Source organism: Siminovitchia thermophila (assembly GCF_016909185.1).
In the GTDB taxonomy this organism is placed as follows: Bacteria; Bacillota; Bacilli; order Bacillales; family Bacillaceae_C; genus Siminovitchia; species Siminovitchia thermophila.
Genome location: NZ_JAFBFH010000020.1, coordinates 23655 through 45577, shown reverse-complemented (window position 1 = coordinate 45577; position 21923 = coordinate 23655). Strand labels below are relative to the sequence as shown.

Genomic DNA, 21923 nt, shown 5'->3' with positions numbered 1-21923 from the left:
CTCATGACTTTGGAAAATTGCTCGCGACTTTCCAATAGTTAAAGAGGCTATCCGAAAAGGAATATTGCAGCATGAAAACTAAAAAACAAACCCAAGATTGCCGTAAAATCAACATTCTTGGGCTTTACATTTTAGTGTATTAACTCTAAATTGGACTTTTTACACAGTCCCCTTTTTCTCATTCGCTTACACCAGCTTCTGCCCGCAGCTCGAGCAGAAATTCCCGCCGCTTGTTTTCTCCCCGCAATTCGGACAGAAATTCGGTAATTTTCCTCCCCCTGCTTGCGGTTGGCCAGTCTGATTGGGCGCCTCCTGCTGGTCTTGATTCATATTTTTCATCATTTTATCGGCCATGCTCATCCCCATCATCATTCCGGCCATATCCGCAGCGGTTCCGCCGCCTTGAACCTTACCGGATGCGATGCCATCCGTCATTGATACTTGCTGATAGGTTTGAAGGTCTCCGATCATGCCGTGCGAAGCAGTCTTCGTAATCATGTCTTGGATTTCTTTCGGATAATTGAAGCTCATAATGTGGAAGCCCGTGATCGTCATGCCGCTATCAAGAATTTGCATGTCAAGATCTTCCTGAATTCCCCGGGCAATTTCAAAAGCGTTTGCCTGCAAATTAAACATGTCTTTTCCTTCTTTTGAAATCCACTTCATTAAAAGCTGATCAAGAATGGAGATGATCCTGATTTTTACATCTTCTACGAGATAGCTGTTTTTTACTCCGGCAATTTTATCAATCAGCGCGATATAATCATTGACTTTAAATTGGAAAGTACCGTTGGCCCTGACTGGCATGCCGCCCGGAAGCTGGGGCGTGGGAATATTAATGGGGTTTTTCGTTCCCCATTTCACGGTAAACTCCTTCGTGTTGACAAACAGCACTTCAACCCTCATGCCGCTGTTGAAGCCGAACTTAAATCCTTTTAAAGTCGATAAAAAAGGGATAATCTGTGATTCAATATTATAATCTCCTTCTTCTTGAAAGATCCCTTCGATTTTTCCGTTATTTAAAAAGATCGCATCCTGGCCGGGCCGGATAATGAGCCGGCTTCCTTTTTTGATTTCCCGGTTGCTCCATTTCCAAAAAATCATATCGTCCCTGAATTCTTCCCACTCAACTACGTTAGCAAATTGATTTTTAAAAAATACCACCGATGATCATTCCTTTCAAACCTAAAATTTCCCCATACTGCCGCTGTGGGAATGTCCGCTTTTTGTGGTCCCGCCGCCAGAACCGGCACTCTCACCACTGCTATTGTTGGAAGGCTTTTTTCGTTTCGTTGTTTTTGTTCGGATATACTGGTCTTTTCTTTGTTTTACCTTTGTATTCTTCTGGTCGTGGTATGTGCGCGCGTTGACAGTCACTTTTCCACCTGTATTGAAAGCCATTATGCCAACCGCCGCTAATGCGATCACGAGCGAAGCGATGATTTGAAACCACCCGTTAAATAAGATATTATCCGGATTCACTCCCGGCCTGAATCCCATGTACTTGGAAGACGTCTTAATAAATGATTGAAACGCTTTGTCGTAATTGCCATCAGATAAGTCCGGGGTAATTTTTTTTCGGACGAGATCTGCCCGCTCATGGTTCAAATATTTTTTCGCCTTGTAAAAACCCGCTACATATACGTTCCGATTCTTCATATCAAGCGTCAGTATAACGGTATTTCCATGAGGCTTATCATAGCCCGGCGCCTGCTGATCATAAAAATCTTGGGTAAGCTCCTTCGTGTCTTGGCCTTCCTCGTTCTTGGTGGTCAATATGATAAAATCTGTATCTCTTTTCGCCCCATATTTTTTGGCCAGCGCTTCAAGCTTTTTGACTTCACTTTTGCTCAAAAGTTCGGCATTATCAAAGATTCTTTGTTTTTCCGGAGAATTTGCTGCCGCGGTTGTAAAAACCAAAAGGGACAACAACAAGAGAACAGCCATCAGCAAAATGTTTTTTAAAAAATAGTTCCTCACCACAAGCCACCTCCCATAAGGAGAGAGACGATCTTCAACGTGATAAATGAAGTGCCTGCGATCCCTCCGAACCAAGCGGCTGCCTTTGAATAACTGATCGGGGGCTTGCCGACAATCTTGCCGGTTTGACCATTCATGGCAAAAGTATGTTCCGTTTTATCATAATCATAATAAACCATCCAGACGGGGAGCAGGACATAATCACTGCGAACCTTTGTAGTATCAATATCTTTTCGACGATATGTAACAGAAGAATACCCCGAAATGGTAGAGCTGATATATGAATCTATGAATGGTTTGATCTTGGACTGAACACGAGGGAAAAGCTCTTGATCATCGTAGTTGTATTTTTCCGCAATATATCCTGCCAAGTAAGGTGTTTTAAAGTCTTTTAATTGATCATAAGGAAAAGGTTCCAGTTTATCCATGATGTTGTCGTCCATTTTTTCAGATGCATCAATGGGAACCTTCACATAGGACAAATCGATATCCCGGTACACCTCATAATATTTCGTCTCAGTGTATTCATAATCTCCCTTTGTATACCTTTTGACTTTCGTAGCGACTGCCTCCACCTCCGCTTGGCCGCTTACGTCATAAAGCCAAAAAGGAACATACATCCCGGTGATTCCTTTGACCCTGTCGGCCGACATAAATCCTCTTGGTGTAAGAAGACCGTTTTTACACCATTTCTTGAAAGCGCTCATCGCCTCTTCCTTACTAATTTTAAAAGGAATCACCTTTGCCGGCGCCAATACACCGGACAGACGATCCTGCAAAACGACCCCCGCGCCACAGAAACTGCAAGTCGTTGCTGCTGTCTCCGCTTCTGTGATTAAGGCGGCTCCGCAATTTTCACAATGATACTCCTTTGCTTCATCATCTGAAAAAACGACTGTCTTTAAGTTTTCTGATATTTGATCTATATGATCTTGCCTTCCACAGCTTTGGCAAGCCAACATCCCCGTCTCGCTGTCAAAGGCCATATCATCCCCGCAATTCGCACATTTATAATGAATAACCAACCGATACGCCCCCTTTCATCGCTCAAATCACTTGCTAAAACAGTGCAAAAGCTGCAGCCCGGGCTACAGCTCACACTAAGGTTATCTATTTGTGTTCAAGCGCCTTCTCATAAAATATTATTCTTTATTTTCAAGTTGTTTTTTTAAAGCGGTCAGCTCATCTTCTACATCCGGCTTACGATCATATTTGGCAGTCAATTCTTCTATGTCATCTTTTGGCGCCATATTCAACTCGGCCATGGCATTCGCTTCATCCAACGCCCGTTCCACTTTCTCTTCCATTCTACCAAATGCCGACATGGAGGCGTTCGCTCCTGTTACAGATGACCCCATTTTATTCATCCGCTCCTGAGTCCTGGCAACGGCGGCCTTGCTTTTCAACATCGCTCTCCGGGCTTCCAGCTCGCCGATATCAGCCACAAGCTTGTCATGCATTTCCCGCATGCGAATGGCGTTGGAGGCGGCCAGGCTGTATGCTTGCTGCAACTCTTGTTCTTTTTCCGTTAAAGTTGCTTTTTTCTCCAAAAACTTCCGCGCGTCATCTTCATTTCCCGCTTCCAATGCTTTCACCGCATAACGCTGCATTTTTTCAATTTCAGCAGAACACTCATTTAACGCTCTTTTTGACCTTTGCTCCTCCGCCATGACGGAAGCTGTTTCAGCTTTTACCTTTCCCAAGTCGCTATTTACATTTCTCATATACTGATCGATCATTTTCTCAGGATTCTCTGCTTTGTCCAATAAGGCGTTCATATTGCTGGCCATAATATCCTTAAACCTTGCTAAAATCCCCATTTAAACACTCCTAAAAATGTATTTCTTATACTTATATACTGAATTAGGAGAAAAAAAGTTTCATCTTTTTCATGTAGCACTTTCTTCCATTATGCAAGAGGGGCTGTGTAAAAAGTCCAACTTAAAGTAAATCCACTAAAAAATATAAAGCCCAAGAATGTTGATTTTCCGGCATTCTTGGGTTTTGTTTTTTAATTTTCAAGGTGAAATATTACTTTTCGGACAGCACCGCCTTTGTTAGGTTTGAAAAACAATATCTCCACCGATGATGGTCATTTCAACTTCTATATTCAATAATTCATCCGCATGGTCAATCGCCAGCAGATCTTTTGAAAAGACGGTCATATCCGCCAGCTTTCCTCTTGAAATGGTCCCTTTGACAGCTTCTTCATTCGTCGCATATGCTCCGCCAATGGTAAATAACTTCAAGGCCTCTTTCATGGATAGTTTTTCTTTTTCACCCCAGCCCTCGTGAGATTCTCCAGGATGCCTCCGTGTAAGAGCGGCATGAATGCCCAAGAGCGGATCAACAGGTTCGATGGGCGCATCAGATCCGCCTGCACATAACACTCCGGCGGAAAGCAAGGATTTCCACGCATATACATACGGTATCCTTTCCTCACCAAGCCTGTCTTGTATCCAAGGAAAGTCCCCAACTACAAACCTTGGCTGAATATCCGCCACCAAGCTTGGTTTCGCCAAACGTTGTATTACATCCTCTCTTAGCAACGATACATGGATGATGCGGTCGCGAACTTTTACGCTGGGAAATTGCTCGAGTACGCGCAGTACATTGTCCACCGCCTGATCCCCGATTGTATGAACAGCAATCGGCATGGAATATTCCCGGGCATTTTTGACTATTTGAAAAAGGGTTTCCTGATCATGGATCGCTTCACCGTACTCGCCAGGCGCATCATGATAGGGCTCGGAGAGCAGCGCGGTCCTTCTTCCAAATGCGCCATCCGCAAAAATTTTAATCGCGCCGATCCGCAATGACGCATTGCCATACCCGGCATACATTCCTCTTTCCTTTAAGCGGTTAAGAAAGGGGTAGTCGATCAATAAATTGCAGCGCAGCCCATTTTTCTCTCGATTAATCAATTCATCGTACAATTGATATGTTTGATCCAAACCGCCCAAATAGCTCGGGTCATTCGTATGGACACTGGTCAATCCCCGTTCCATTGAATATTTCATCGCCTGCTCCAGCCCGTTCTTCAATTCTTCATATGACTTTTCCGGAATGCGGTCCGTAATCAATTTGGAGGCTGTTTCAAGCAGCAATCCCGTAGGCTTCTTCGTATTCGGGTCAAGAACAACGCTTCCACCCGCCGGAACGTCCATCGAAGAATGATAGTCGGCCATTTCGAGTGCTTTACTGTTCACAAGGAAGGCGTGATGGCAAATCCTTTTGATAAAAACCGGACAGTGCGGAGCCGCTTCATCAAGTTCCTGAATCGTGGGGATTCCGCCATCATCAAAAAGATTTTCATCAAATCCCATTCCTAACAACCACTTTTCTGATGGAGTCGTATTTGCCCTTTGCCTGACTTTTTCCAGCAACTCTCTTTTGGACCCGACTCCTGTCAAGTTCAAATCCAAAAACTGAAAAGCAACTCCCGACAGATGCATATGACTGTCAATCAGGCCCGGCGTCACCATTTTCCCTTGCAAATCAATGACTTGTACTTCATTTCTTCCCCACTGCAACATCATATCACTATGTGCACCAAGATCTACGATTCTTCCATTTTCAACAACGACCGCTTCCACTACCGGATGACGTTGATCAAAAGTATGTATTCTTCCCTTTGTAAAAATGATTTTCGACATGTGCATTCCTCCATATAACCCATGTGCAGGGGGAATCATCCAGACTTCCCTTTATTCTATCAAAGTCCATTTCAACAAGTAACTCAATGAACGAAGTTGGAAACAAATGTCCGGAATAGATGAAATCCGTATTTTGCAAAAATCGAACGATCTTTTTTTCCCGCATGTAAGGTGCCGTAACACTCCCACCGCAAAACTTGGGTGGATACAAAAGGTCCAAGTGGGAGATAACGGCACCTAAATGCCCGATTGGTTCAACTAACATTCAGTAGGGAAAACGCCTGCTGAATGAAGTTTCACTTTATCCCGCATGTAAGGTGCCGTAACACTCCCACTGCAAAATCTTGAGTGAATACAAAAAGGTCCAAGTGGGAGATAACGGCACCTAAATGCCCGATTGGTTCAACTAACATTCAGTTGGAGATGGAAAAAACTCCTACTGAATGAAGTTTCACTTTATGGTTCCCAATTTGTAACGATGACCCCGCCCATATTATCACCCGATATCTCATACATATTGCCGACACGCACCTCGATGGAGGGGTGATCTGTTAACTCATAATACGATACTTCATACTCCTCCCCATCCACGCGTACTAATAGATGCTGTTTCTGTTTAACATACTCCAGGTATTGTTCCAAGACAAAGCCTTCCTGATGGATGACAGCGCTGTGCGGCAAACCGACATATCGGAAATGCCACGGTTCATATTGTATTCCAGTAATAGCCGACTTGTCCTTGGGATAACGCAGGATAAATCCATATTTCCATGCGTTTTTTTCCAGCCACTTTCCCTCTGGCGCTTTTTCCATTTTCATTTCAGAAGAACCGATATCCAATGCGAATCCCGCGTTATGTTCGCTGTACCCCTCCGGCATGGCGTAATCTGCTCCCATTTCTAAGTAGAGCCGATTTTGTTCTTCAAAGGTACGAAATCCACTATTTACCATAAATTGATCAATGCCTTCTTTCTCAGCGTCTTTGACCATTTTCGAAAATTCATTCGCTACATGTTCTGAAAGCCTGATATCTGATCGCAACAATCCGTATCCTTTGGACACAAAGGTATTTTCCGATAAGTGAATAATGTCCTTCATCATTCCGGATTTTCGGACAGGATGGTCGTGATTGATTAATAACAGATGGCCCGTATAAATATGATCTTTATTAATGGTTATGGTGGATTTCCCGGCTTTGTTGCTCGGTTTCCGGACGTCGCTTTCCGGTCCAAAAACAATGAATGCAACAGTAAGCCCTAGTAAAAGTAAAATAAAAATACTCGAGCCTGCCTTTTTCATATAAATCTCCCTCCTATAAGGTTAATCGTAGGAAAGGACACTTAAGAAAGCAGGAAGAAATGATTAAGTTTTTCTTAAATTTTCATGGGAAGTCGCACCGCAAAGATCGTTTGAACGGGATCACTCTTGGCGGTTATGGTCCCATTATGTTGTTCCACAATATTTTTGGCAATAAACAAGCCAAGCCCTGTGCTGCCCTGATCGACAGATCTGGACTTTTCCTCCGTAAAAAAGACGTCAAAAATATGGGACACGTTTTCGGGAGCAATATAACTTCCATAATTAACGACTTCTACAACAGCATCTCCTTCATCAACATACGCTCTTATATCAATGTATTTGCCGTCCGCGCCGTAGCGAACCGCATTCGAAAGCAGATTTTCAAAAACTCTGGCCAGCATTTCTCCATCCGCGGATATTTGTAAATCAGGCGTCACATCCACTCTGGCTGTCAATCGTTTTTTTTCAAGTTCCGGGTAAAATTCTTCCTTTAGTTGCCTGAGCAATTCTCCGAGATCTAAAAGTTCCTTTTTCATTTTTAACATTCCATAATTTAACCGCGACACTTCAAATAGCTCATCAATAAGCTTTTCCAGCCGAACAGATTTCGTATGGGCGATTGTCAAATAGTGCTGAACTTGATCCTTGGTCAGATCGCTCTCTCTTAAAACCAAGTCCAAATATCCCAAAACGGATGTCAGCGGTGTACGTAAATCATGAGCTAGATTGACAATTAACTGATCTTTACTGCTTTCGGCAAAATCTCCACGTTCCAATGAGTCTTTTAACTTCTCTCCCGCTTTATGAATATCTTCCGCAATGTCGCCAAATTCGTCCTTTGTCCTTATACGGACGCGGGTATTAAAATCTCCATTTGCCAGTTGATGAATCCCAGTGGAAATCTCTTTAAAATAAGAACTGTAAGATTTAGTGAAAAAGAAGAAAAACAGGATGGCAAGCGGAATAAAAATGATCAGGAAAAAATTTATATCCCCTATCTCGGCTATCTTCAAGCGGACTTGCGCAAGAGGATCCTCTGCTCTCACCTCTTTTTGATAATAAAACTGAAGAATTTTATAAAGTCCGTATGTGATGCCTCCGGCGGCAGCCATACTCATGCAGAGACGGATAATCATCTGGGTTCGAAAGCTCCGCAGCATGTTACCCATTGAATTTATACCCTATTCCCCAAACGGTTTTAATGAACTTGTTTTTATCCCCATCTTCTTTCAACTTTTTTCTTAAACCGCGAATATGTACCATCACTGTGTTACTGCTTCCATAATAAGCTTCGCCCCATACATTCTGAAAAATATTTTCCGTACTAAATACCTTATTGGGATAGCTTGCCAACAAATGAAGAATGTCGAATTCCTTAGGCGTTAATTCGATGGACTCACCATACAGTTTAACGGTCCGCTCATCGGCGTTCAGAACCAATCCTCCGGAAATGATTTCATTTTTTTCCGTGGAATAACCTATCAGTTTCGAACGCCGAAGCTGGGCCTGCACGCGGGCTACCAACTCCATCGGGTTAAATGGCTTGACCATGTAATCATCCGCCCCCATGACAAGTCCGGTTATTTTATCCAAATCAGATGCTTTGGCGCTTAAAAAAATCACCGGAAGATAATATTGCTCCCTTATTTTCTGAACGACCCCATAACCGTCCATTTCCGGCATCATAATGTCCAATATGACCAAGTCGATATGTTGCGAATGAATGGCATGAAGCGCTTCTTTGCCATTGTACACTTTGATAGTATGTAAGCCTTCCTTTTCCAAATGCAGACATATTAAATCAGCAATATCCTGGTCATCGTCGGCTACTAAAATGTTTGTCACTTGTTCGTCACCATCCGAATGTGAATTCAAGTTTTCTGTTTAGGCAGTTCCTTATCTTATAGTAGCACATATACAAAATGATTCAGTACTGGGATTTTGTGCAAAAAGGAGGGAAATTATCGAGTGCGATGAGACTCTGGACTCGGGCCGTCCAAGAAAGACACTAGACAAAGTCGCTGGGAATAAAAATAAAAGCGAAGTCTTTTCACTCCGCTTTTTGTAAAAATATGCTTTTCAAAACCAACTCCTCTCCATCAAGAAAGCTTACTGGCATCTATATATGCGGCATCCTAATCTATCCTTATAGATCATGGATAAATATTGGTGCTGGTGGAGTGTGTGAAAATAGGAGGGATCTATATTTTTTGAAAGTGAGAAATCCAAGGCATGGCACATATTCTGTGCGTCTGGATGCAACTTGAAATTTTCTGAAAGAACTTGTCGGAAACCGGCTTTTTGAAAATGGGCACGCCATTCTGCCTCGCTCAGTAGTTGCCTCACCCCATAAAAGTGAAGAATCTGGGCTAATTCAGCTTCGGTAATCAAATTTTCCAGTGTCATTTCAATAGCCAGCAATATGCCATTTGGCTTTAACACCCGTTTGTATTCTGGTATGGACTTGGAGACATCTGTAAACGCAGTAACCGATTCGGACAAAATCATATCAAATGATTCGTCTTCAAAAGGCAGGTGTTCGGCACTTCCGTAACAAGTAACGACCGGAAGCTGCAGCGAGCGAAATCTCTTTTTTGCCTTTTCGATCATAATTGTATGACAATCAAGGGCTGTTACGTGACAGCCGTACTTTTTTGCAATATAGGCAGAAGTTTGCCCTGTTCCACAGCCCACATCAAGGATTTTTGTAGTGCTACCGATTTTTTCCCTGGATAAGATGTTTTTTGTCAATTGCAGACCGCCTGGGTGGGCGCCTCCCACTCCGAAAAAAGCCAGACAATTAAGATAGGTGCTTTCCACATTCATTCCCGCCCTTTTGTTCAAGTTCTTGATATGATATTCAAAAGAGCGGCTAATGCCTCAACTTCGATACAAGAACAAACCATCTCCATTTGTATCCGTGCCAACCGTTTCTTCCTTTCCATTTAAAAACTTCTGTTTTTACGCCGCCTGGTGCTTTACTGTACGGTAATGTTTCCTGAAGCGGTCTCAATATCAACCTGATACAAGCCTTTTCCCCCTTTGCCCTCGATTCTTTTTTTATCTCCATGTTTAATGAAAAGCGGAACAGAAATGATTTGCTGGCCACTAGCCGTCTTCGTTGTTAACTGGATATCGGGTTCCTCCTTTTCATGTAATAAAAGATTTACATTGCCGCTAGCCGTTTGGGCAAAAACATCACTGTGAAAATCGGCAAATTCAAGGGAGATGTTGCCGCTCTTTGTAGTCGCTTCGATATGTTCCGTTTCTAATTCTTCCGATGTGATATTGCCCGAACCTCCGTTGATGAAGATTTTTCCTTTATAATCCTTTGGAATGTTCACGTGAAGATTTTTATTAAAGTTCATTTTTGGACCAATATTAAAGAAGCTTTTCTCCAATTTGATAGAGATTTCTTTTTTTCTTTTATCCATGATTAATTTTGAATGAGATGCCTCTAACTGAGATTGATTCACACTATTGATATGAACGTTCGTACTGCCATGATCAATATAGATTGCTTCGATTTTATTAAGATCGGCCGTTTCCTTTTTATTTCCGCCACCAGTCGCGCAGCCAGCCAAAAGCAAAACCGATAAAACCAAACAGATACACATCTTCTTTTTCAATTTGCTCGCCTCCCTATTACACACCAAAAAACTACGAATTCAATAATAAAATCAAGCCGGCGATCGTCATCATCCATGAAAGAGCGGACCCCGAGTTTTTTTCGATATATAATCTGATTCTTTCCAATGGTCCTTGCAGCCACCCTTTAAACAAGCAATGTGCCGCCAGCAACAGAATCCCTGGAAGAACCATGATCACATTATAGCCCGCCAGCATGGGGAGCCACTCCACCGGATGTAAATGTGCAGCCGTCATAATGCCTATAGCCGCAAAATAAGGCAACGCCGTCCCGACTTCCACCACTCCCGTTGTGAATCCGAGCGCCACCATCGCCAGCATGCTTGCACTCTTCGGCTTCCGCACTTTAGGAGCAGTTTTTTTTGTTGGCACAAAGAAACTGCCAATCAATAGAGCCAGTCCAATGATGAACATACCTCTGCTTACTATCATGTTGTCGGTTATATTGGAAATAGCCCTGGTTATAGTATCTAATCCCAACATGAGAATGAGCCCGGCCACAAAGTAGAAACACGCAACAGTACCCAAATAGACCATCAGCCTGCCCGCGACTTTACTTCTCTCCGAAAGGAGCATATAGACGGTCACTCCCAAAATCGTCGGGCTTAGTGTATCCAACAGCGCCAATGCCCCTACTGAAAGCAATAAGGCCGTACTCATCACAAATCTCCTTTTTTACTCAAATAAATATCGGAAGCCGCTTCAAAAAAATCCAGCACTTCCGGTTCAATCGGATAAAATCCGGCCTTTTCCGATGCTTCCGGAGACTTCCGGACTTGCCAGACCTTTTCCAGAAATTCGTCGTTATTCCCAAAAGCTTCTTCCGACTTTTCAAATACGCGTCTGATAATTTTTTGGATTTGTGGTGCTTCCGGCCCCTTGTCCATATGTTTCTTCAATTGCGCTAGCAAGGAAATCCACTCCAATGTATCAGGATCGGTTCGATTGATGTTGGGCAGCTGTCTCAATAGCTCCATTTCTGATTCATTAAATACCTGTTTCCTGTATATGTCTCTGCTGTTAGGGTCCTTTGTATATAGCTTAATTAAGTGCTGAACTTTCAATAGATCCACTTCACCATCTATCGCTATTTCGTTTAATAATCCTTGCAAGGTCATTTCCATTTGTTCCAATTTCTTCTTTTCATTGGAAACAAAAGTCAACTGATCTTGCAAACACTCAGTCCAATTCCGTTCATTCGAAAGCATCTCTTTAATCTCGCCAAGACTGAAGCCCAGCGACTTTAAAAATTGAATTTCTTGCAGTTTTATCAGTTCTCTTTCTCCATATAACCTATGTCCTCCTTCCGTCTTGCCCGCCGGAAGAAGCAATCCGATTTGATCATAATAACGCAGCGTCCTCACTGTCACCCCGGTCCGCTTTTTTACTTCTTTAATGGATAGCAATGAAAACTTCACCTCACATAGAGTGTTTAACATCAGTATACAAGATGACGTAACGTCATTTTCAACTATCATTTAAGCCAATTTTTAAAAAAACTGTGCGATATTTATGGAGGCCATCAACTCATCTGTTTAAGAGACATTTGAAAAGATCATCACCCATATTCGACAAAACCATGCAAGCTTTGTTTTAATCTTGTGCGAGATATTTAAATAAATAATGCCGTTCTTTTATTTTGGTGATCAAGGATGGGATACCAAAGAGTGACGGGGCGTAGTTATGCGCAGTCCGGACAGCATATTCCCTATTACCCTTGCCTCTCCGATCAGGAGACCTCCGCTTCGGATATTACGTTTATCTTTTTTACTGTATCCCTCACGAAAATACGAGCATGCGGCGGCTTCCAGTTATTAGTGGCCTCGCATCATGTGTGACCGCAGTCGGATTAACAATGCGCTCGCCATCTGCTTTAAGGACCATTATAGATAGCTCGCCAAACTCACAAATGAGGGCAAATGTATATCTCTTCATATAGCAAATGGCGCAAAAACTTTTGATGTTTTTAAAGAATAAGACATTAATAAACAAAATGAGGATGAAAAAGCGAGTGAAGTGTTCAAAACTGCTACAGTTGTAGCAATACATTGGGGGACAGGCAATCATCAAACTTACCGGAAAAAGCGTCGCTTAAATATGTTTTGAGCACGGGGAGGTAAATACGGGAAGTGAATACGCAAGAAAAAAAACGAAAGGACAGGGACGCGTGCGCAAGCCACATGCAGGGGGAGAAAGGACAGGGCGTGCGGAAGCCAAATGCAGAAGGAGAAAGCACCCATGCAGTCTTTAAAGACAGCACGGGATACTGATACGATCCGAACTTGGGAAATACAAACCAATTAATAGTTTTATAATCATAGTATTTGTGACTTTCCACAATCCTTCAAGCCATTCTCGTTCAACAAAGCCGCATATTCAGATATTCCTAATGATATTCAATCGTGTTTGCCGTTCGAATAGCCGCTTCTTCGTCGAGAAGTCTTTCAACTATGTAAAGGGACATGTCAATCCCGGATGATATGCCGGCCGATGTCACGATGTCTCCTTGATCTATGTATTTGACGTCTCGAATGACCTCGATTTCAGGATAAGACTTTTGCAAGAGATGTAACGCCGCTTGATTCGTTGTGGCTTTTTTTCCATTCAACAATCCTGCCTTCGCTAAAAGAAAAGCCCCGGTACATACAGAAACAATCAAACTCTTTTTTGACTGTTGCGTGATCCAGTCGATAATGCTTGCATGGCCAGATACATTTTTGATGCCACGATATGGCCCTCCCGGGACAACAATCACATCAAAGCCGGGCGCTGTATCAAAACTGAAATCAGGCTGCACTTTTAAGCCATTATGAACCGTTATTGGCTCGCCATCTACCGAAACAGTATTTACAAGGAACGGCTTTTCCTTTAGGGGCAATTGATTTAAAAATAACTTGGGTACATCACTTTCTTTATTGGTAGATAAATTAAAAACTTCATATGGACCAACGAAGTCCATGGCATCAACATCGTCGAAGATCAAGATTCCTACATGGAATTGTTTCATTCCTATTCCAGCTCCTTTCTTCGACATTATATACCCTATCTGGGTATATGTAAATGAGAATGATTCATGTTGTAAAAAGCACAATTTCCAAATTGGACCGTATTTTCTTTTCCTCGATCGTATAGCTACTCATTTGGAGAGTATTTCTTTTGGCTCGATAGGCCCCTACTAAGTGAAAGAGTATTTCCTTTTCCTTCATTTGAATTTTTCCCCAAAAAAGCACAGCTCTGTGATCATCTTTGTGCAAGAAGAGTTCCCTGATGAAACACCATCCGCCATTGATTTTCATTGCATTTCCAAATGGAACTTCTGACCTGTTTACGATCCAACATGTAAAAAAAGCAGAAAGAACCAAGTCATTTTCTCCTTCTGCTTTGTATTACTTTTGAAAATTTATCTCTGCTCGGTAAACGATCGACTATTCTCTGAGCTTCATTAGATGATTCTTTCTTATGAAAGGTATTGCCAGGCATGCAATGATTACCGTAAGCGGGAATTTACCGTCTCCTGCAACCCACTCGATGACGGTAACAGGAGTATAAATTCCGTATACAAAAATCATGATAAACAGATATATTCTGCGCCACTTCTTTTCCTTTGTCATGTCACGCATACCCACTTTCCATTTTATTCATCCAGGGAATGGGTTCCTCGAATCGATAAAAACTTGACAAAATCAATCTTGGGTCCGGCTGACTCTTGGAATAATTTCTTTTTGATTCCTTTGAGGTAGTCGCCATAAGCTGTGGATTCCACATTGTTCGATGCTTTTACATAGATTCTTTCTTTTTCAAAAATGCGAATTTCCGCTTCGCTCGTATTTCCGTTATTTTCATGGATTGTATCTTTTGCCGCGGCTTTCATAGCGGGTATAATGTGAAAACGCAAATCATCATCTAATTGATCCCGTAACATATCTCCCCATTTTCCATTCTTAATTTCATCTGAAATCACTTGATTCATCGCTTTTCTTCTTGCTTCGTTTTGACTGAGTTCGGGTTTGGCTGATTGGATTTTTACAGTCTCTTCATCTACTCTTTCGGCAATCGTTTTTGGATACAATTCACTGATGGTCGTCTCCGATTCAGGATCTAAACCCTCAAGCAGCTTTTTGTTCAAGTCATCTTCATAGGCATCAATTGAATCCCAAATTTGTTCATATAAAACGGCAGTCGCCGCCAGGCTCGCCTGTTGGGCAGTCGTGTTTGCCTGCTCCTTTACGGCCAATACCTTGGATAAATTTAACACAAAAACAAACATGATCATCATAACCGATAAAATGCCGATCATGAATATGGCCGCATTGCCTCGTTCATTGTTCAACCTTTTGCTCCATATTTGTTTCATTCAATAACCCTGCCTTTTGCGGTGGAAGAGAAAGGATAGGAGGTTGTACCAAAATATTTTTTGGGAAGAAACACAAACCGAATTTTCGCGTTGACCTCTGCCGTATAATTCTGATCTCCACTTATCGGCGCGCTTTGAAATGTAAGATAACCGCTGCCCGTCGAAATAATATCCTGAGCCGCCGAAGCCGCTTCACTTTTATCTTTCGTAATGGAATAAACCTTTCCCGCCTCATTCGCCGCAGATTGGATGAGCACAACGCCGTGGATGGTCACAACCAATTGCCATATAATGACCGCAATAAGCAACATAAAAGGCATGATTCCCAAAAACTCTATGGTGGCAGAGCCTTTCTCATCTTTTAACTTTTTTATCCACTTCATCATGTGTGAGCCCCTCCATTTAAATGACCGCCTCATTTTTGACTTCAAGAGAGTTTAATCCTTCACGCCATTTGATGACCAAGCTGGTTAAAATAACGACAAACACCGGAAAAAAGATCGTATTTAAAAAGATTTGCGTAATGACGACCGCGGCGTAAGAATCCGTTATTGATAAGAGAAGAAAATTTAATACGATCCCTATGATAAACTCCAATATGCTAATCAGGAAAATAAACAAAATGATTTTCCAAGAATGCTTCTTGAAAATTTGAAAGCTTTCCTTCGTGCTTTTCCATACAGACTTTCCATCCATGATTGCGATAATGGGAGCCGAAATAAATGCCGCCAATATGACGAACCCGGGAATAATAAAAAGAATAAAACCCAATACTGTCAGTAGTGAAATAACAGCCGAAAACAGAAAGATATGGAAGCCCTGTGCCGCAAATGTATAGAAAGCATTTTTTAATGGATTCTCTCTTCCTTCATATTCATTAACTGTATACTTGATAAAAGGAACCATCGCATAGATTAATAGAAGCATTGTAATGTAGGCATAGTAAATATCCGCAACTGAAAAAATGGAACCGTTTGTCGGTGTCACTGCATGAACGTAATTGGTTGTAAATGAATGCAGGAGCAATATCGGAACCTGCACTAAAAAAGCAATCAACAAAAATTTTTCATACTTGCCGACAAATAATGAAAAAGCATATGGTATTGGCTTATTCATGATATAAAACTCCTTACTCTCCAGGATTCATTCATAAAGCCGCCGGACCTCTCAACAGCTTTTCCCTGTCTTGTATTAATTTTTCAGCGTTCTTTATAATGCGTTCTTTTTTTATCTCGATTTGCTCTTCTTCCGAAAGATGCATTATATCCCGCTCATATGTGAACTCGGCCATCCCCTGCTCAAAGCTATCTTTGCTGGACTGCATCCCTTTTATAAATTGTCGGCTTTCGGTAGAAAATACTTTTTTTTCTTTCATGATTTTTTGGAAGAACTCCGAAAATTGATTGTCCAGTTTTTCCAGTATAAGCCCTTGTCTGAATTGCAGGAGATCGAGTTTTGCTAAAACAGTGAGTGTGTAGTCAATATCCTGATCCGTAATCTGTCTTTTCACTAATATATGATGATCATAGTAACTCTCATATTCATCATAACTACCTTTGAAACGGACTTGCAGGTCCATAGATTCTTTAAAAAGCTGATTTCCTTCCCGCATTGTGGGGTCATCTGCAAAATGGGTTTCTACTGCGTCAATAATACCTTTAAAGTACTCGGGCAACACTTTGCTTCGCGGGCCGACTACCTCAAAAACATTGTGGGCAGCAAGAGACATCAATTTGAGCGGAAAAACAGCCTCCCTGTACTCGCTTTTTGGGCCGCCATCAAGTGATATGATGGCGTGCCCTTTAAAATCACTCGTCTTGTTTCCATGATAAATAACGTAATGATACTTTCTTCCGTTTATGTCATAAGCAAAAGGGTTTAAGCTATAACGTTCAAACCATTTTTTATAGCGTGCCGCTTCCTTCATTAACTTTTTATGCTCCATCTATATCCCAACCCTCTCATCTCAAAGCATGAATGGCTGGCACTCATCAACAATGTTCCTCACTGTTCACACTAACGAAATCAGCTTATTCATGATAAGACTTCTTCTGGAAGGTGTCGACTATAAGGCCGCGGGTCCTCGCAACTGCTTTTCCCTGTCTTGTATTAATTTTTCAGCGGTTTTTATCATGTGTTCTTTCTTTAGCTCGATTTGCTCTTCTTCCGAAAGATGCATTATATCCCGCTCATATGTGAACTCGGCCATCCCCTGCTCAAAGCTATCTTTGCTGGACTGCATCCCTTTTATAAATTGTCGGCTTTCAGTAGAAAATACTTTTTTTTCTTTCATGACCTTTTGGAAGAACTCCGAAAAATGATTGTCCATTTTTTCCAGTATAAGCCCTTGTTTGAATTGAAAAAGGTCGAGTTTTGCTGCAACAGTAAGCGTGTAGTCAATATCGTGATCAATAATCTCTTTTTTTACCAACAAGTCATTGTCATAGTAATTCTTATATTCATGGAACAAGTTGTTGAAACGGACTTGCAGATTCATTAATTCTTTAAATAGTTGATTTCCTTCCCGCATTGTTGGGTCATTTGAAAAATGGGTTTCTACTGCGTCAATAACACCTTTAAAGTACTCGGGCAACACTTTGCTTCGCGGGCCGGCCAAATTAAAAATATTGTGGCCAGCAGCAGACATCAATTTGAGTGGGAAAATGGCCTCCCTGTACTCACTTTTGGGGCCGCCATCAAGTGATATGATGGCGTACCCTTTAAAGTCACTCGTCTTGCTTCCATGATAAATAACGTAATGATACTTTCTTCCGTTTATGTCATAAGCAAAAGGGTTTAAGCTATAACGTTCAAACCATTTTTTATAGCGTGCGGCTTCCTTCATTAACTTGTTATGTTCCATCTATATCCCAACCCTCTCATCTCAAAGCATGAATGGCTGGCACTCATCAACAAATGATGGATAAATGTTTAGTATCAGGCTAGGCTGTTGCTACAATATGTAATCATTACGCTCACTGTTTTATCAAATTTCTCTTTCACCACTCAAATGAAGTTTCGGCTATTGTCCCGAAAATCCACTTGTTATATTGCCCTGTTTCTTGAATTCTTGTTTGTGTTTTCTTTTTCATCTTATAAAGTGAAACTTCATTCAGTAGGAGTTTTCTTCCCTCTCCTTCTGAATGTTAGTTGAACGAATCGGCCATTTAGGTGCTTTTTTTCTCCCCACTTAGACCTTTTGTATCAACTCAGGTCTTGATGTGGTGTATATGGCACCTTACATGCGGGGTAAAATCTTGTTCCTCACTGTTTACGAAATCAGCTTATTCATGATAAAACTTCTTCTGTAAGGTGTCGACTATAAGGCGGCGGGCCCTCTCAAGTGTTTTTCCCTGTCTTGTATGAATTTTTCAGCGGCTTTTATCATGTATTCTTTCTTTTTCTCGATTTGCTCTGCTTCCGGAAGATGCATTATATCCCGCTCATAAGTGAACCCCGCCAACCCTTGTTCTAAGCTATCTTTGCTGGACTGCATCCCTTTTATAAATTGTCGGCTTTGATTAGACAGTACTTTTCTTTCTTTCATGATCTTTTGAAAGAAATCCGAAAATTGATTGTCCAGTTTTTCCAGCATAAGCCCCTGTTTGAATTGCAGGAGATCGAGTTTTGCTAAAACAGTGAACGTGTCATCAATATCCTGATCCGTAATCTCTCTTTTCACTAATATATGATGATCATAGTAACTCTCATATTCATGATAAATACTGTTGAAGCGGACTTGCAGGTCCATTATTTCCTTAAGAAGCTGATTTCCTTCCCGCATTGTGGGGTCATCTGAAAAATAGGTTTCTACTGTGTCAATAACACCTTTAAAGTATTCGGGCAACACTTTGCTTCGCGGACCGACTACCTCAAAAATATTGGCGGAAGCAGCCGACATCATTTTGAGCGGAAAAATGGCCTCCCTGTACTCACTTTTGGGGCCGCCATCAAGTGATATGATGGCGTACCCTTTAAAGTCACTCGTCTTGTTTCCATGATAAAGAACATAATGATATTTTCTGCCGTTTATGTCATAAGCAAAAGGGTTTAAGGTATAACCTTCAAACCATTTTTTATAGCGTGCGGCTTCCTTCATTAACTTTTTATGCTCCATCTGTATCCCAACCTTCTCATCTGAAAACGTAAATGATTGGCACTCATAAACAAATATGGATGAATGTTTAGCGTCAGACAAGGCTGTCCCTACAACACGCAATCATTATTTGCCAAACAAGCCTTTGAACTTGTTCCAAGTATTCTTGGCAACGTCTTTGGTCTTGTTCCATGCCTTTTTGGCAGTGCCATCCGCAAAGAATTTCGTTACTTTGGATGCTCCCCAAACAACTCCACCGGCAACCATTAAACCGGCACCGACGGCTTGGCCGCCCGGAATGGCGGATGATACCATACCGGCATTAAAAAGCGTTTCCCCAAAACTTGCCGTAGCATCTGCAGTGGCGGCTGTTTTTTCGGCACCACTGGCATTGCTATTCCATACATCAATTGCCTTCTTTGTATTTATTGCTGTGTCAACGGCAGAGAATCCGGCGCTGATTCCCGCGCCCACTGCTGACAGTTTAGAAACAGCTCCTATCGCAGGGGCGGTGGTGGATGCCCCTCTTGCAACTGTCGAGCCAAAACTTCCACCCGTGCGAAGTTGGTGAAGTGTACTACCCGCGTCGTAGACGCCTTTCCCTTTATCATAAAAATCTTTGGCATCAGAAGCGGCGTTTACGTACCACGGGGTCCTCTCCCCCATGCCCATTTTTACGCCATTTAATAGCATCCCGGTCATATAACCGCCGGCAGCGCCAAAACCACCGCTTCCGCCACTCGTATAGGATCCTATCATACTAACTTGACCGCCCACGACATCGTTGGCTATATATTTGGTTACATCGTAAGCAGTGGGACTGTTGGTTGAGGCTCCTCCACCGGAATTTCCAGGAGCGTTCCACGGGGATCCATTATAGCCGGGGGTATTCCATGGGTTCCCGTTATAGCCGGGAGCATTCCACGGATTCCCGTTATAGCCGGGCGCATTCCACGGGTTCCCGTTATAGCCAGGGGCATTCCACGGGTTCCCGTTATAGCCGGGGGCATTCCACGGATTCCCGTTATAGCCGGGCGCATTCCACGGATTCCCGTTATAGCCGGGCGCATTCCACGGATTCCCGTTATAGCCAGGGGCATTCCACGGATTCCCGTTAAATTCTGATCCGTTCCAGTCGCTGACTCCTTCTCCGGGTCCCTGGTTCCAAGACTTTCCTTCCCAGGTGTCACCTTCCCAGGAATCACCTTCCCAGGTGTCGCCTTCCCAAGTGTCGCCTTCCCAGGTGTCACCCTCCCAAGAATCACCTTCCCAAGAATCACCTTCCCAGGTATCGCCTTCCCAAGTGTCACCCTTCCAAGGATCGCCAGTCCAAGGAGCGACTGCTGCAACTGGCAGCGCAAACGATTGAAACAAAATGAAAAACAGCGCGATCAGTGCAGCAGTTCTATTTAATATTTTCGGGTTCCTCATATTTGATTCCTCTCTTTATTACCCAAGGCTGTCTATTCAGTGGTTGTATTCGATTGGTATTTTTTATTTATTTGCTTTTTAATTTCTTCCGCTTTCTCCACATTTAATTGGTCCAACTCATCTCTGATCTCATCCTGTATCTGATTCGCCAGTGCGTCTACCTCTTTATTTCTATTTCTTAATTCATCTTTCTGATGAACATCGATCTTTCCTTCATCTTTCATGATTGTTAGAACCTTATTGAGATTCAGAAACTGCTGTCTCGTTTTGCTTCCCCAATTATTAGAAAACCCGATAATCTCAAAACTCTGTTCCACTCTTTGATGGTCAACATCCCTAATGGAATCTTTCTTCCACTCTTCCCATCTTTCCAAAACTTCATCAGCACGTTTGAATTCTTCCTGTAATTCCTCCCCATTGTTGACAGTTGTGTAAGTGCCGTCAGCAATTCTTGCCATCTCTTTCAACTGCTTCTGGGCGTCCGAGTCCACATTAAACCCGATAATATTGATAATGGGGGAAATACCGGAATCGCTTAATGCCTTGGCCTCTTGTACGGGGTCCCCGTCGCAAGTTTCAACCCCATCACTCACCAAATAAATTAAGTTGGTAGTTGTTTTCGGATCAAAAGCTTCCATCGCTTCCCTCGCCTGCTTCAAAGCACCTGAGATCGGTGTCCATCCGCTCGGTTTAAGAGTTTTCAAGGCTTCTTGAAACGTTGATTCATTATAGGTTTCATAACCATATAGTTGCTCAATACTGGAACAAGACATTTTCTTGTCCCCATCTGAACCGCTCCCTTTATGACCATACACACGCAAGGATACATTCGCCTCTGCCGGAGCACTTGAAAGAAAATCCGTAATCGTCTCTTTGGCAAGGTCCATCATCGTTTTTCCATTGATGACATTTGCCATGCTGCCGCTCGAATCAAGAATGACTTCAATATTATAGTTTTCTTTGAATTGATATTTTTCATCTGGAAGATCAGGATTGCCGGACATCGCAAATTCCCACTTGCTCATTATATCTTGCGGATCAGGAAAGTCGCTGGCCACTTGGCCATATACATAACGAAAATACTTGTCATAATTCTCTTCCGTCGCCTCTTTAGGCAAGGCAGGCATATCTTTTATGGCCTCGATGATTTTCTCCTTGTCCTCATTCAAGTCCAAAACCCGGTCTCCGAACGGACCTGCCGGCTGGTTAATCAGATCGTTTGCATTTTTCGGTATTTCTTGTAAGTCGGAGAAAAAAGATTCCTGCTGTTCTTCATTATCCGCTTGTTTGCCATCTTTTTCTCTTTCAGATCCTTTATCTTTTGCTTCCTCTTGGACTGGTTCTTTCTTGACATCATCCTTGTTGGAGTCCACATCTTGTTGGGCATTGCAGCCGGCAAGAACAAGGAAGGTAAAAAGCAAACTGAATGCGTATTTTTTCATTGTGTTACCTCCCTCGA

21 protein-coding genes are annotated in these 21923 nt (G+C 42.4%); all 21 read right to left on the bottom strand.

All coding sequences use genetic code 11. The annotated features are described in order from the left end of the window. Window positions 1-186 precede the first annotated feature (186 nt). Window positions 187-1164: an SPFH domain-containing protein gene (locus JOC94_RS14055; protein WP_077113672.1), complete on the bottom strand. Its 978-nt coding sequence runs from the start codon at window positions 1162-1164 to the stop codon at window positions 187-189. A 21-nt stretch (window positions 1165-1185) separates the two neighbouring features. Continuing rightward, window positions 1186-1980 carry a TPM domain-containing protein gene (locus tag JOC94_RS14050; protein WP_139345714.1) on the bottom strand — a complete coding sequence of 265 codons (795 nt, stop codon included), beginning with the start codon at window positions 1978-1980 and terminating at the stop codon, window positions 1186-1188. After that, window positions 1977-3005, bottom strand: coding sequence for a TFIIB-type zinc ribbon-containing protein (locus JOC94_RS14045; protein ID WP_077113671.1), 1029 nt, complete (start codon window positions 3003-3005; stop codon window positions 1977-1979). Before JOC94_RS14045 ends, JOC94_RS14050 begins: the two co-directional genes overlap by 4 nt. Before the next feature lie 117 nt (window positions 3006-3122). Beyond that, window positions 3123-3800: a PspA/IM30 family protein gene (locus tag JOC94_RS14040; protein WP_077113670.1), complete on the bottom strand. Its 678-nt coding sequence runs from the start codon at window positions 3798-3800 to the stop codon at window positions 3123-3125. A gap of 237 nt (window positions 3801-4037) precedes the next feature. After that, window positions 4038-5636, bottom strand: coding sequence for an amidohydrolase (locus JOC94_RS14035; RefSeq protein ID WP_077113669.1), 1599 nt, complete (start codon window positions 5634-5636; stop codon window positions 4038-4040). 456 nt (window positions 5637-6092) lie between these two features. Further along, window positions 6093-6935, bottom strand: coding sequence for a M15 family metallopeptidase (locus JOC94_RS14030; RefSeq protein WP_077113667.1), 843 nt, complete (start codon window positions 6933-6935; stop codon window positions 6093-6095). Window positions 6936-7009: 74 nt separating this feature from the next. Continuing rightward, a complete protein-coding gene (locus JOC94_RS14025) occupies window positions 7010-8104 on the bottom strand; it encodes a sensor histidine kinase (RefSeq protein ID WP_077113666.1) in 1095 nt (364 codons plus the stop codon). Next, on the bottom strand, window positions 8097-8780 hold the full coding sequence (locus tag JOC94_RS14020) for a response regulator transcription factor (protein ID WP_083717702.1): 684 nt from the start codon (window positions 8778-8780) through the stop codon (window positions 8097-8099). The genes JOC94_RS14025 and JOC94_RS14020 overlap by 8 nt, the downstream gene beginning before the upstream one ends. Before the next feature lie 264 nt (window positions 8781-9044). Then, window positions 9045-9761, bottom strand: coding sequence for a class I SAM-dependent methyltransferase (locus tag JOC94_RS14015; protein ID WP_077113664.1), 717 nt, complete (start codon window positions 9759-9761; stop codon window positions 9045-9047). Window positions 9762-9913: 152 nt separating this feature from the next. Then, a complete protein-coding gene (locus tag JOC94_RS14010) occupies window positions 9914-10564 on the bottom strand; it encodes a DUF4097 family beta strand repeat-containing protein (protein ID WP_077113663.1) in 651 nt (216 codons plus the stop codon). A 31-nt stretch (window positions 10565-10595) separates the two neighbouring features. Further along, entirely contained in the window at window positions 10596-11243 is a 648-nt protein-coding gene (locus JOC94_RS14005) for a GAP family protein (RefSeq protein WP_077113662.1), read from the bottom strand. Beyond that, window positions 11243-11989 (bottom strand): MerR family transcriptional regulator, encoded by a 747-nt coding sequence (locus JOC94_RS14000; RefSeq protein WP_077113661.1) that lies wholly within the window; start codon window positions 11987-11989, stop codon window positions 11243-11245. The genes JOC94_RS14005 and JOC94_RS14000 overlap by 1 nt, the downstream gene beginning before the upstream one ends. 980 nt (window positions 11990-12969) lie before the next feature. Then, window positions 12970-13590, bottom strand: a complete 621-nt coding sequence (locus JOC94_RS13995) for a DJ-1/PfpI family protein (protein WP_077113660.1) — start codon at window positions 13588-13590, stop codon at window positions 12970-12972. 627 nt (window positions 13591-14217) lie between these two features. Beyond that, window positions 14218-14937: a Tad domain-containing protein gene (locus tag JOC94_RS13990; RefSeq protein WP_077113657.1), complete on the bottom strand. Its 720-nt coding sequence runs from the start codon at window positions 14935-14937 to the stop codon at window positions 14218-14220. Then, window positions 14934-15323, bottom strand: coding sequence for a TadE family protein (locus tag JOC94_RS13985; RefSeq protein ID WP_083717701.1), 390 nt, complete (start codon window positions 15321-15323; stop codon window positions 14934-14936). The genes JOC94_RS13990 and JOC94_RS13985 overlap by 4 nt, the downstream gene beginning before the upstream one ends. Before the next feature lie 16 nt (window positions 15324-15339). Beyond that, window positions 15340-16053 carry a hypothetical protein gene (locus tag JOC94_RS13980; RefSeq protein ID WP_077113656.1) on the bottom strand — a complete coding sequence of 238 codons (714 nt, stop codon included), beginning with the start codon at window positions 16051-16053 and terminating at the stop codon, window positions 15340-15342. A gap of 31 nt (window positions 16054-16084) precedes the next feature. After that, window positions 16085-16882 (bottom strand): hypothetical protein, encoded by a 798-nt coding sequence (locus JOC94_RS13975; protein ID WP_077113655.1) that lies wholly within the window; start codon window positions 16880-16882, stop codon window positions 16085-16087. 120 nt (window positions 16883-17002) lie between these two features. Next, window positions 17003-17800 carry a hypothetical protein gene (locus tag JOC94_RS13970; protein WP_077113654.1) on the bottom strand — a complete coding sequence of 266 codons (798 nt, stop codon included), beginning with the start codon at window positions 17798-17800 and terminating at the stop codon, window positions 17003-17005. 456 nt (window positions 17801-18256) lie between these two features. Further along, on the bottom strand, window positions 18257-19054 hold the full coding sequence (locus tag JOC94_RS13965; protein ID WP_077113653.1) for a hypothetical protein: 798 nt from the start codon (window positions 19052-19054) through the stop codon (window positions 18257-18259). A 105-nt stretch (window positions 19055-19159) separates the two neighbouring features. Next, window positions 19160-20464 carry a hypothetical protein gene (locus JOC94_RS13960; RefSeq protein ID WP_077113652.1) on the bottom strand — a complete coding sequence of 435 codons (1305 nt, stop codon included), beginning with the start codon at window positions 20462-20464 and terminating at the stop codon, window positions 19160-19162. A gap of 32 nt (window positions 20465-20496) precedes the next feature. Further along, on the bottom strand, window positions 20497-21906 hold the full coding sequence (locus JOC94_RS13955) for a vWA domain-containing protein (RefSeq protein WP_205179642.1): 1410 nt from the start codon (window positions 21904-21906) through the stop codon (window positions 20497-20499). Between the last annotated feature and the right edge of the window lie 17 nt (window positions 21907-21923).

What these genes read in the sequence shown, in the direction of transcription:
- JOC94_RS14005 (WP_077113662.1), bottom strand. Translation starts at nt 11,243, where the DNA reads ATGAGTACGGCCTTATTGCTTTCAGTAGGGGCATTGGCGCTGTTGGAT.
- JOC94_RS13970 (WP_077113654.1), bottom strand. Translation starts at nt 17,800, where the DNA reads ATGGAACATAACAAGTTAATGAAGGAAGCCGCACGCTATAAAAAATGG.
- JOC94_RS13990 (WP_077113657.1), bottom strand. Translation starts at nt 14,937, where the DNA reads ATGAAACAAATATGGAGCAAAAGGTTGAACAATGAACGAGGCAATGCG.
- JOC94_RS13975 (WP_077113655.1), bottom strand. Translation starts at nt 16,882, where the DNA reads ATGGAGCATAAAAAGTTAATGAAGGAAGCGGCACGCTATAAAAAATGG.
- JOC94_RS13995 (WP_077113660.1), bottom strand. Translation starts at nt 13,590, where the DNA reads ATGAAACAATTCCATGTAGGAATCTTGATCTTCGACGATGTTGATGCC.
- JOC94_RS13980 (WP_077113656.1), bottom strand. Translation starts at nt 16,053, where the DNA reads ATGAATAAGCCAATACCATATGCTTTTTCATTATTTGTCGGCAAGTAT.
- JOC94_RS14015 (WP_077113664.1), bottom strand. Translation starts at nt 9,761, where the DNA reads ATGAATGTGGAAAGCACCTATCTTAATTGTCTGGCTTTTTTCGGAGTG.
- JOC94_RS13955 (WP_205179642.1), bottom strand. Translation starts at nt 21,906, where the DNA reads ATGAAAAAATACGCATTCAGTTTGCTTTTTACCTTCCTTGTTCTTGCC.
- JOC94_RS13985 (WP_083717701.1), bottom strand. Translation starts at nt 15,323, where the DNA reads ATGATGAAGTGGATAAAAAAGTTAAAAGATGAGAAAGGCTCTGCCACC.
- JOC94_RS13965 (WP_077113653.1), bottom strand. Translation starts at nt 19,054, where the DNA reads ATGGAGCATAAAAAGTTAATGAAGGAAGCCGCACGCTATAAAAAATGG.
- JOC94_RS13960 (WP_077113652.1), bottom strand. Translation starts at nt 20,464, where the DNA reads ATGAGGAACCCGAAAATATTAAATAGAACTGCTGCACTGATCGCGCTG.
- JOC94_RS14035 (WP_077113669.1), bottom strand. Translation starts at nt 5,636, where the DNA reads ATGTCGAAAATCATTTTTACAAAGGGAAGAATACATACTTTTGATCAA.
- JOC94_RS14040 (WP_077113670.1), bottom strand. Translation starts at nt 3,800, where the DNA reads ATGGGGATTTTAGCAAGGTTTAAGGATATTATGGCCAGCAATATGAAC.
- JOC94_RS14030 (WP_077113667.1), bottom strand. Translation starts at nt 6,935, where the DNA reads ATGAAAAAGGCAGGCTCGAGTATTTTTATTTTACTTTTACTAGGGCTT.
- JOC94_RS14025 (WP_077113666.1), bottom strand. Translation starts at nt 8,104, where the DNA reads ATGGGTAACATGCTGCGGAGCTTTCGAACCCAGATGATTATCCGTCTC.